The 9,943-nt window shown below is 60.6% G+C and carries 11 protein-coding genes; 2 read left to right on the forward strand and 9 right to left on the reverse strand.

From position 1 onward, the window contains the following. The 5 genes from AB0O97_RS19935 to eno all read right to left on the reverse strand — a co-directional run. Positions 1 to 450, reverse strand: a 450-nt coding sequence (locus AB0O97_RS19935; RefSeq protein WP_363884990.1) for a S8 family serine peptidase, incomplete at its 3' end; no start/stop codon positions are given. A 52-nt stretch (positions 451 to 502) separates the two neighbouring features. Then, complete coding sequence (locus AB0O97_RS19940; protein WP_363884991.1) at positions 503 to 1,456, reverse strand: Ppx/GppA phosphatase family protein; 954 nt, start codon at positions 1,454 to 1,456, stop codon at positions 503 to 505. A 51-nt stretch (positions 1,457 to 1,507) separates the two neighbouring features. After that, positions 1,508 to 2,131: a DUF501 domain-containing protein gene (locus AB0O97_RS19945; RefSeq protein ID WP_363837019.1), complete on the reverse strand. Its 624-nt coding sequence runs from the start codon at positions 2,129 to 2,131 to the stop codon at positions 1,508 to 1,510. Between the two features lie 137 nt (positions 2,132 to 2,268). Further along, positions 2,269 to 2,994, reverse strand: a complete 726-nt coding sequence (locus AB0O97_RS19950) for a septum formation initiator family protein (RefSeq protein ID WP_363884993.1) — start codon at positions 2,992 to 2,994, stop codon at positions 2,269 to 2,271. Positions 2,995 to 3,215: 221 nt separating this feature from the next. Further along, positions 3,216 to 4,496 carry a phosphopyruvate hydratase gene (gene eno / locus AB0O97_RS19955; protein WP_363884995.1) on the reverse strand — a complete coding sequence of 427 codons (1,281 nt, stop codon included), beginning with the start codon at positions 4,494 to 4,496 and terminating at the stop codon, positions 3,216 to 3,218. 582 nt (positions 4,497 to 5,078) lie between these two features. On the opposite strand from eno, the gene AB0O97_RS19960 reads away from it, so the two are divergent. Both AB0O97_RS19960 and AB0O97_RS19965 read left to right on the forward strand, forming a co-directional pair. Beyond that, on the forward strand, positions 5,079 to 5,270 hold the full coding sequence (locus AB0O97_RS19960) for a hypothetical protein (protein ID WP_363884997.1): 192 nt from the start codon (positions 5,079 to 5,081) through the stop codon (positions 5,268 to 5,270). Continuing rightward, on the forward strand, positions 5,255 to 5,767 hold the full coding sequence (locus AB0O97_RS19965) for a PadR family transcriptional regulator (protein WP_363884999.1): 513 nt from the start codon (positions 5,255 to 5,257) through the stop codon (positions 5,765 to 5,767). Before AB0O97_RS19960 ends, AB0O97_RS19965 begins: the two co-directional genes overlap by 16 nt. A gap of 100 nt (positions 5,768 to 5,867) precedes the next feature. On the opposite strand, the gene AB0O97_RS19970 is transcribed toward AB0O97_RS19965, so the two are convergent. From AB0O97_RS19970 to AB0O97_RS19985, 4 genes are all read right to left on the reverse strand, one after another. Continuing rightward, the gene (locus AB0O97_RS19970) at positions 5,868 to 6,359 is read right to left on the reverse strand and encodes an FBP domain-containing protein (protein ID WP_363837032.1); all 492 of its coding nucleotides are present in this window, start codon (positions 6,357 to 6,359) and stop codon (positions 5,868 to 5,870) included. A 277-nt stretch (positions 6,360 to 6,636) separates the two neighbouring features. Further along, the gene (locus AB0O97_RS19975; protein ID WP_363885000.1) at positions 6,637 to 7,386 is read right to left on the reverse strand and encodes a MazG nucleotide pyrophosphohydrolase domain-containing protein; all 750 of its coding nucleotides are present in this window, start codon (positions 7,384 to 7,386) and stop codon (positions 6,637 to 6,639) included. Further along, entirely contained in the window at positions 7,376 to 8,623 is a 1,248-nt protein-coding gene (locus AB0O97_RS19980) for an adenosine deaminase (RefSeq protein WP_363885002.1), read from the reverse strand. Before AB0O97_RS19980 ends, AB0O97_RS19975 begins: the two co-directional genes overlap by 11 nt. A gap of 48 nt (positions 8,624 to 8,671) precedes the next feature. Next, positions 8,672 to 9,607, reverse strand: coding sequence for a DedA family protein (locus tag AB0O97_RS19985; RefSeq protein ID WP_363885004.1), 936 nt, complete (start codon positions 9,605 to 9,607; stop codon positions 8,672 to 8,674). Positions 9,608 to 9,943: the final 336 nt, after the last annotated feature.

Consider the following 9,943-nt stretch of genomic DNA (forward strand, 5'->3'; position numbering starts at 1 on the left):
TCCGATGACACCGTCAGGCCCAGCACCGACGGTTTCCTTGGGCTTGGCTGAACTGCTGGCTTTGGGTGCGCCCGTGGACGGAGTAGCGGTGGGGGCAGGGTGGCCACGACCAGCCAGCATAGTGGCCACTAGCGTTCCGTGCTCGGGTTCAGCCCCGATCCCCTTGCTGCCCTTTTCGTTGCCGGCGCCGGACATGTCGATCCCACCCACCACGGCACCTTTGAGGTCTTTATGGTCGGTGTCAACGCCGCTGTCAATAATGGCGACCTTGACGCCTTCGCCTTGGGAAACTTCCCAGGCCTTCACAATTCCGGACTGTTCCAGCCAGTATTCCCGGTTGCGGATGTCATCGGCCTGCGCCACGGTAGCGCCAGCCATGAGCAACGAGCCAGCCAGGGCAAGCGTCATCAGCGCGGCTGCGGTTTTACGCAACCGTGGGGCTAACTGCATGGGAGCTCGTTTCCGTGAGATGGCCATTCCAAAGGAAGGCTGTGGGGCGGTGTCAGTCTCGGACTGCACCCAAGGCGATTCCGTCAAGAATATCGTGTTCGCTGGTGGTTGCCGATTCCACCCGTCCGCCGCTGAGCTGCGAGAGGGTGCGCAGCACGGTGCGCCAGATCAGTGCTCCGGCACCGATGACGTCTACCCGGCCCGGATGCATGAAGCCCAACTCCGCTCGCTGAGCCCGCGTCATGGAGAGTAACGAGGAGGCTGCTGCGTCCACTTTTTCCAGGGGTACGACGGCGGCATGAATCGCCTCACTCTGGTAGCGCACCAACCCGAGGGCGTGGGCTGTGATGGTGGTGATGGAACCTGCAACTCCCACCACCTGGTCAATATCAGCCAAGGGCACCACGGCGAGAACTTCGGCAAGTTTTTCCTGCACCGCTGCCTCGGCCACAGCGATTTGTTCTTCGGTGGGAGGGTCAGCCTGCAGGTACCTTTCGGTAAAACGCACACAGCCCATGTTGGCGCTCAGTGCGCTCAAGACGCCGTTGCCATCACCCACTACGAACTCGGTGCTGCCACCGCCCAAGTCAACAACAAGTACCTTCTTCGCACCCAAGGCCGGTAGCACGGACACAGCCCCGGAAAAGGACAGTGCCGCCTCTTGCGCGCCGCTGACCACTTCCGGTTCTACGCCCAAGCGCTCCTTGATACCAGCGACAAATTCATCCCTGTTACTGGCATCACGGGTGGCACTCGTAGCCACAAAACGCACCTGTTCCACGGCATGGGCCGCGATGATGGCGGCATAGTCGTCTACCGCGGCGAAGGTGCGAGCCAACGCCTCGGGAGCCAAGCTGCCGGTGACATCAACGTCTTGTCCCAGCCGGACAACCCGCATTTCGCGGTGCACATCGCGCAGTGACTGGCAGCCGTGCGGCTCTTGCGTCACATCGGCAATGAGTAAGCGGATGGAGTTCGTTCCGCAGTCGATGGCTGCAACACGCATGGTGGGGCCTTTCAAGAATCGGGACTGGCTGGGTCGTTACTAGTTCTAGTTCTAGTTCTGGTTCTCGTTCTGGTTAAGGTGCTTAACGTGGCGGCTCAGGTCCTTGTTGGGTACCGGTGCGCCGTCATCCCAGGCGCCGGCGCAGTAGCAGGTATCGGCGGTCCACCACTGGGCTACCCCAGCCAGAGCTTCATCGCCCAGCGGGTTCACGCCGGGGCCTTCTGCAAGAGCGTGACCAACCAGCACATGGAGGCATTTGACACGGGTGGGCATTCCGCCAGCGGAGATCCCTGCAATTTCCGGGACAGGACCCGTGCCGGCACGTTCACCGATAGCTTCGCGGGCCGCAATGTAGCTCTCGTGCGCCTTCTGGTAGGCGGCGGCCAGCTCGGTGTCCGTCTCCAGGCGTTCGCTCATTTCATTCATGAGTCCGGCTGCTTCCAGGCGCGACGCGGCAGCGGTCAATACCGGATGCGTCAGGTAAAAAGTGGTGGGGAACGGAATGCCGTTGCTAAGACGGGGAGCCGTTGCAGCCACCAGCGGGTTGCCACAAATGCAGCGTGCCGGAATTTCAACCACGTCACGCACGGGCCGGTTGAGCTGGCGGCTGAGAGTGTCCAGATCGTGCTGGGTGGGAATACGCCCGGTCGAGGCGGAGCTGGTGGTTTCGGGCACGGGCGGGCCTTTCATAGAGCTGTTGTCATGCATTAGGCCGCTAGGGCCGTGATGTTCAACCTGTAATTTTAGCCTGCCCGGAGGCAGCGAAGGTTCATGCCCCAGCGCATTCTTACAGCACGGTGACGAGGAGGCTACTACGGCGCGGGTTCCTCAGACGCAGCCGGAGCGCTTGGCTCAGGAGCCGACGGGGCTACCGGCTCGGCAGGGGCTTGGACTTGGGCTGACTTCTTCACGGACTCCCACAGGCTGTCGACCCAAGGGTCTTCTGTGACTTCGGTGGCTTTTTTGGCGGTGGTCGCCTCGACGGCGGCCGCCTTAGCTGCGTCTACCGAGTTCTGGGCGCCCTCAATATCGTCGCCGCCATAAACCCAGTAGCCGGTTTCACCGGGCATGAGCATGCTGACCCGGTCGCGGGCCTGCTGCTTGATGTAGGCCGGATCATCCCACCGTTGCAGTTCGGATGCATAGGCGTCTTGTTGGGCCTGCCGGGCCGAGATGTCTTCGCGCAGTTGGGCGATTTCGGTCCGTTGGGTGACGAAGGTGTGCACATTCGGCGCGAGCAGGATGGTGACCACACCCATCGTGATACCTAGCACGATCAGGCGACCAGAAAAAGTTCTTGCCGGGACCGGGCTGTTACCCGCCGGATGGATCACGCCATCTTGGCTGCTGCGGCCCTGAGAATTGCTGGTCGGCTGGCGTTCGCGCTTGTCAGCCTTGGCCTTGGTGGCCCGAGCGCCTGAGCCAGGTGCCGTCGTCGTACTTTCCAAAGCTGGGTCGGCAGCGGCTGGGACCTCCGGGGCACCTTTGAGTCCGGAAGTGAACTGTGCCTTAGGCACTGAGGGCCGTCGTGTGGCCATGCTTCTCCTCAGGAATTCGGCCGGCAGTTTGTCTCGGCCCATCATCGAACGCTATCGCACTAATGGCAGCTTTTCCTCAAACGCTAGCTCACCAACGCCAATGGCTGCTTTTCAGACAACGCTAGCTCAGTTCAGTGACGTTCATGTTTAACGCACAAGGCCGCGGTAGCTGACCAGGTGTGAACTCCACCTTAGTCAGCCGCCGCGGCCTTCACCGCTATTTAGCCCTTGAAACGCGGGAACGCGCTGCGGCCTGCGTAGCGTGCAGCGTCATCGAGTTCTTCTTCGATGCGCAGCAGCTGGTTGTACTTGGCAACGCGCTCGGAGCGGGCCGGGGCACCTGTCTTGATCTGACCGGCGTTGGTGGCAACGCAGATGTCAGCAATAGTGGTGTCTTCGGTTTCGCCGGAGCGGTGCGAGGTGATGGTGGTGTAACCGGCGCGCTGAGCCATGGAAACAGCGTCCAAGGTCTCGGTCAGTGAACCGATCTGGTTGACCTTCACCAGCAGCGAGTTGGCGGTTGCCGTGTCGATGCCCCGGGAAAGACGCTCGGGGTTGGTGACGAAGAGGTCATCACCGACGATCTGAACCTCGTCGCCAATGGCGTCGGTCAGAGTCTTCCAGCCTTCCCAGTCATCTTCATCCAGGGGATCCTCGATGGAAACGAGCGGGTAGTCGGCAACGAGCTCAGCGTAGTAAGCGCTCATCTCGGCAGCAGTTAGTGCCTTGCCTTCGAACTGGTATGCACCGTCCTTGAAGAACTCGGAGGAGGCAACATCCAAGGCCAAGGCAACATCGGTGCCCGGCTTGTAGCCGGCGCGTGTGATGGCTTCCAGGATCAGGTCAAGTGCTGCACGGTTGGACGGCAGGTTCGGCGCGAAGCCACCCTCATCGCCCAAGCCCGTGGAGAGGCCCTTTTCCTGCAGCACGGCCTTGAGGTTGTGGTAGACCTCAACGCCCCAGCGCAGACCTTCGGAGAACGTGGAAGCACCGAGCGGCACAACCATGAATTCCTGGATATCGACGTCGGAGTCAGCGTGTGAGCCACCGTTGAGGATGTTCATCAGCGGCACCGGCAGAACGTGCGCGTTGGGGCCACCCAAGTAGCGGTACAGCGGCAGGCCAGCGGACTCGGCCGCGGCACTAGCCACGGCGAGCGAAACACCCAAGATGGCGTTGGCGCCCAGCTTCGCCTTGTTCGGCGTGCCGTCCAGTTCCAGCATGACGGAGTCGATCAGACGCTGGTCGGTTGCGTCCAGGCCCTCAATCTCGGGGGCAATAACTTCCAGAACAGCCTCGACTGCCTGCAAAACACCCTTGCCCTGGTAACGGTCCTTGTCGCCGTCACGGAGTTCCACTGCCTCGAAGGCACCGGTGGATGCACCGGAAGGAACGCCTGCGCGGCCCATGGCACCATCGGTCAGCAGAACTTCGACCTCAACGGTCGGATTTCCGCGGGAATCCAAAATTTCGCGTGCATGAATGGCTTCAATAAGTGCCACGTATTGCTCCTAATAGTCAGCTTTGTAGTGTATTTGTCGACCACGCTGTCGTCTCAATCGTAGCCGACAGCGTGATTGAGCCCTCATTACTACGCCAAGAGCTTTCCTGCGCTACACGGAACGGACTTTTGATAAACCGAACGAGGCCGGCAAGACGCCCAGAAGTGCTGTAACCCCGGCGAAGATTCGCCCAAGGGACCGTATTGGACGACGTAACGGACGGCTTAGGATATTTTCCAAAAACCTGTGGCGCAGTAACCTCTTGCGCAAACGAATATAGCGATATATCGTTAACTATCACAACGCAGTCAAAGAAGCTTTCAAAGCGACGCAACGCGAGGAACAAATCATTCAGTGGACAGTCTCGTGGACAGTCTCTACGTACTTCCACCACCGGGCTCGGGACGGCAATCATCTATCGATTCCCTCCACCGGCAGCCCCCATATTTCAACTTTTAGAACAGGCAAGCAAGCATAAAATGAAAAACTTGAATTTTCCCCAAGAAAACAATGATCACCAGCGAGACGCTCGGCGCGGCCACCGGTCACGGCGCCACAACGAGCCCACTCCCCCGAATGGCGATGGTGATTTCACCGACCCTCGCGAAAGTTTCCCGGATGACGCAGGCCGCGGCCGTGGTGGTCGCGGCGACTTCGGTCCCCGCGGCGGGGGTCCTCGTGGAGGAAGCCCCCGCGGCGGCCCACACGGCGGAGGGCCCCGTGGTGGGCCGCTCGGCGGCGGACACAGAAGTGGCGGCATGGGCGGGGGTCTAGGCGGTGGCCCCGGTGGTGGCTTTGGCGGCCGTGGCGGCTTCGGTCCCCGCGGTGGCGGCCGAGTCCGCAAAGGAAACGTCCGGAGCGCCATTTTGTCCCTATTGAGCCAGCACAGCTACAACGGCTACGGCATGATCGGCGCCATCGCCGCACATACCGACGGCGCCTGGCGGCCAAGTCCCGGCTCTATCTACCCCGCATTGGCAGCACTCCAATCCGAGGGACTCATCGAGTCAACCGGCGACGGCAAGCGCACCGAGTTCGTGTTAACAGACACTGGCAAAAACTACGTCGCCGAAAACGGCCAAGAAATGGCGCAGGTTTGGGCCGATGTGAATGAGGAAGCCGGAGCCGGAACTGATTTGCGGCTTGGCTTGGGCAAGCTCGTTGGCGCAGTCGAGCAAATATCGATGGCGGGCACCGAGGACCAAATCAAGGCAGCCACTGAAGCATTGGATACCGCCCGGCGAGCCATTTACACCCTTCTCGCGGACTAAGTCCTGGCACTAAGGACTGGCACTATCTCCTCAAAGAACTAGCAAACTACCCTTGGGCCATCGCTTGAACGCGAACAATCAAGGCGAAGCGACAGCGGGTCTAACCCATAACGCGTGCCATGAATTTTTCGGTCCGTTCGCGCAGGCCCAGGATCTGCCGTTCAATGACTGCAACCGGGTCTGGCTCAATCTCATTGACGGCAGGAACCTTCCTGACATTGGCCGAGCACAAAAATTCGGCACAGATCAGCGTCCCGACCGAGTTCCCGTCGCGGCCCGATTGACCGGCCCGCTTGCTCACCCACAGGTACACGTCTTCCTCGGAATAGACGTCGCGGCACAACTCGCACAGCACCCTGCGCTTCTTGCCGCTGCCGCCCTCTGGAGCTCGGAGCATGATGCCCACCAAACGATCAGCGGTCCGGGTAATCAGGTAGCCGCGCATCGGCATCTTGGGATCTCGCCAACCGAGCGAGTCGAGTTCGTCCCAGTGAAGGTCGGCAAAATTGGCTGGCAACGTCAGCTTGGCGGCCTCGGAACGGCTCGCATTGACGAAGCAGGAACGGATTTGTTTTTCGGAGATTTTTTCCACAGCAAGGAGTCCTCAAATAAAGGGAAGTGCCTTTTCAGGCGTGCCGTTCTCGACGGCACAGGGATGGTGTTTTGAGGTGGCTCACCGGAGGCGGGCGGCTTTAGGCCGGGCGCGTCAGGGAGCGGTGGGGGTCGCGAAGCAGGCCATCAAGGCCACCCCACTTTCCGCAGGGGCGTGGGCCCAATGTGCTGTAGTCATCAGTGCCGCCCCTCATTTTCTCGATAATTCCCTACTTAAAGACTAGCATTTCAGTCTTTGCGAGTGCGCCCGGCGGCCATCATCCCCTGTGCAGACTTTGAAAGTTTCGTACCGCTAGCCGTAGTGCCCTTTCTGCGTCCAAGCCACGCTTTTGTGCCTGAAGTACGACGTCGAGCAGCACCTTCCCGAGCTCTTCTTCCGATTCGATGGGGCTGGGGAAGTTCCCCGCGGGTTCCGGCACCTCGAGCCCCGCTCGCCGTGCACGCTCCACCGATTTCTGCGCCATGGCCAGAGCCGGCAGTGACCCCGGAATTCCGGAAAATGGCCCGGATTGGACATGTTTTCCGGACTGCGTGGGCGCTCCTGTAGCTCTCACCGCCGCTTCCTGTTCACGCGCCTGCTCACGTTCCTGCGCCTTGACGCGTTCCCAGGTCTCCTCGATTTCGCCGAGCGTGGCAGGGAAACTCTCCTGCAACGTGCCATCGGGATGGAAGACGTGTGGGCTGCGCCGAATCATTTTCTCGCTCAGACCGTGAGCCACATCAGCTAAATCGAACTCACCGGATTCCTGAGCCAAGCGCGAATGCAGCACCACTTGCAGCAAGATATCGCCCAGTTCGCCGGAAATCTGCGCTGAACTGCCGGTTTCCAGTGCCTCAATGAACTCATGGGCTTCCTCTACCAAATAGCTGGTGAGGGATTCATGAGTCAGTGCTGCCGTCCACAGGCAATGCTCCCGGAGGGCATCCACCACATCGACAAGGCGGGCCAGCTCCACCGCAGTGGAGCTGGCCCGCCCGTTGAATTCCGGCATAGAACTAGTTGTCACGTCCGTCTTCGTCCACAGCGGATTCATCCAACTCGGGCTCGTCCAGATCGGAGGCGTCGAAGGTTTCGAATTCTTCGGAGTCTTCGAAGGTGTCCATTTCCTCCATGGCGTCTTCAAAGTTCTCCACGATGAATTCAGCCAACTGCTCGCGTGATTCAATGGGCAAAAATGATGCGTGAACAGCGTTCAGCGTCATTTCAAGGACGGTGTCCAGACCATAACCGAAGGTCTCCACGAGCAGCCCAAATTCGCCGCTCAGCGTCACACCGCTCATGAGCCGGTTGTCGGTGTTGACGGTGATGTTGAAGCCCAACTGGTGCAGCAAGTCAATGGGGTGTTCGGCAATGGTGCTGCCAAACGCCGCAATGGCACCGGTCTGCAGGTTCGAGGACGGGCATATCTCCAACGGGATCTGCCGGTCTCGGACCCACTGCGCCAGATCGCCCAAGGTGAGCGTGCCGACGTCGTGCCCGTCTTCTTCTTGGACATCGAGGTGGATGTCCTCGGCGATGCGCACGCCGTGGCCCAATCGCAGCGCCCGGCCGTGGACCAGCGCGTCCTGGATACTTTCGAGCCCGGCACCCTCACCGGCGTGGACCGTGGCGGGGAAATTGTTCTCCGCGAGGTAGGTGAAAGCTTCGGTGAAGCGGGAGGGCAGGTAGCCTTCCTCTGGGCCGGCAAGGTCAAAGCCCACCACACCATTGTCGCGGTGACGAACGGCCAGCTGGGCGATTTCGGCGCCCCGGTCGGCGTGGCGCAAGGCGGTGAGGATCTGGCCGACCTCAATGTAGCCGCCCGCCTCATCCACCGAATCCATGCCCACTTCCAGACCTTCCTGGACGGCTTCGACAGCCTCATCCAGAGAAAGCCCGGCGCTCAGGTGCTGCTCCGGAGCCCAGCGAACTTCGCCGTAAACCACTCCGTCTTCGGCGAGGTCTTCAACGAATTCTCTGGCGACTCGCACTAGGGCGTCGTGCGTTTGCATGACAGCAACGGTGTGCTCGAACGTTTCTAGGTACTGCTCCAGCGAGCCGGAGTCGGCCGATTCCAGGAACCAGTCGCGCAGTTCCGTAGCCTCGGTGGCGGGCAAGGTGTGCCCGACCTCGGCAGCCAACTCAATGATGGTTTCGGGGCGGAGCCCGCCATCAAGGTGATCGTGCAGGGACACTTTGGGCAATGATTTAAGGTCCACGACGGGAATGGAAATGCCTGTGTGTTCTGAAGTTGAGTTAGTCACAATCCCACTCTAGGGATGAGCCGGGCCCGGCGCTAGTTGGACGCGGGCTTAGTGCCGGTGAATTCCGGCAGCCGCTGCGCCGTTTGGGGATGGCCCACCAACCTTGACGGCGCCCTTCCCGCTGCCCGCTCCGCCACAATGAGGGACGACGGCGGCACCCACCACAGTGTGTCCGTCACCTTCTCCGGCGTCGGGCGCTGCAAGGCGGCTTGACTCGGGAGCACCTAGCACCGGCGCACTCAGACCCACAGGACTCAGATCCACAGGACCCGGCTCCGCCGAATCCTTCGGCACCGTCAGCGGGCTTGCATCAGCTGGCGTCGTTGGCTCGCTTGGCGTTGTGCGAGCGGAACTCTTGTGGGCGCGGCGATCCACATATCGGTGCACCAACTTCAGTGCATGGTCCACGAGAATACCGATCACAATGGCAAAGGCGATGGCGATACCGACCCCCAAAAGCGGATTATCGTGCACCCACCGCCCGGCGAATGTGCCCACGGCCACTGAATAACTAGCCCACGTCACGACGGCAATACCGTCCAAGAGCACAAAGCGCCGCCACGGAAACAGGGTGGCTCCGGCGGTGAAATTGACGGCTATCCGGCCCACGGGGACGTACCTGGCCGTGAAGATGAGGACGGCTCCGCGCTTGTCCAATTCCATGCCAGCCCAGGCAAAGGCTTTGGCAATGCGGGGGCGGCGCATCCAGGCGAAGCGCTGAACCCCAAGTTTGCGGCCCATCCAGTAGGCGATGTTGTCACCAATCATGGCGCCCATGGACGCGCCAAGGATCAGCAGCCAAATGTTGGGATAGCCGTTCCGGGAGGCAATGGAGGCCAGCGCCACAATCGCTGTTTCGCTGGGCAGGAACAGGAAGAATCCGTCGATCAGGCAGAACAGCGCCACCATGGGAATGACCCACCACTGAGCAGCGGAGTGTTCGATCATGACGTTGATCTGATCAATGAGATGCAAGAAGTCCACCGTGAATTTTTTCCTCTTCTGTGGTGGTTGACTTCCTCAAGTTTCCCACGCGTGACCTCTGGCGGCATCCACCCAGCGGAGGATATTTTTCGGCACCTTGTACTCCGTACGGTCAAGGCACGTCCGAAGAAAGAAGTTCCCAAGAACAACGTCGGGAGGCCACCTATGAAAGGTGGCCTCCCTCTTGTGTGCCACGCTGACCGCAAATGCTGGGATAGCGTCGGCGAAAACACTGCAAATGCGGCTCTCCTGACATATCCGTGGGTCATTTTCGTCCGGGGAGTACCGGTTTGTGGCCGCCGAGGCTGAGCATGGCCAGGCTGATCAATGCTTGCG

Origin of the sequence: Specibacter sp. NPDC078692 (genome assembly GCF_040686835.1) — a bacterium.
In the GTDB taxonomy this organism is placed as follows: domain Bacteria; phylum Actinomycetota; class Actinomycetes; order Actinomycetales; family Micrococcaceae; genus Specibacter.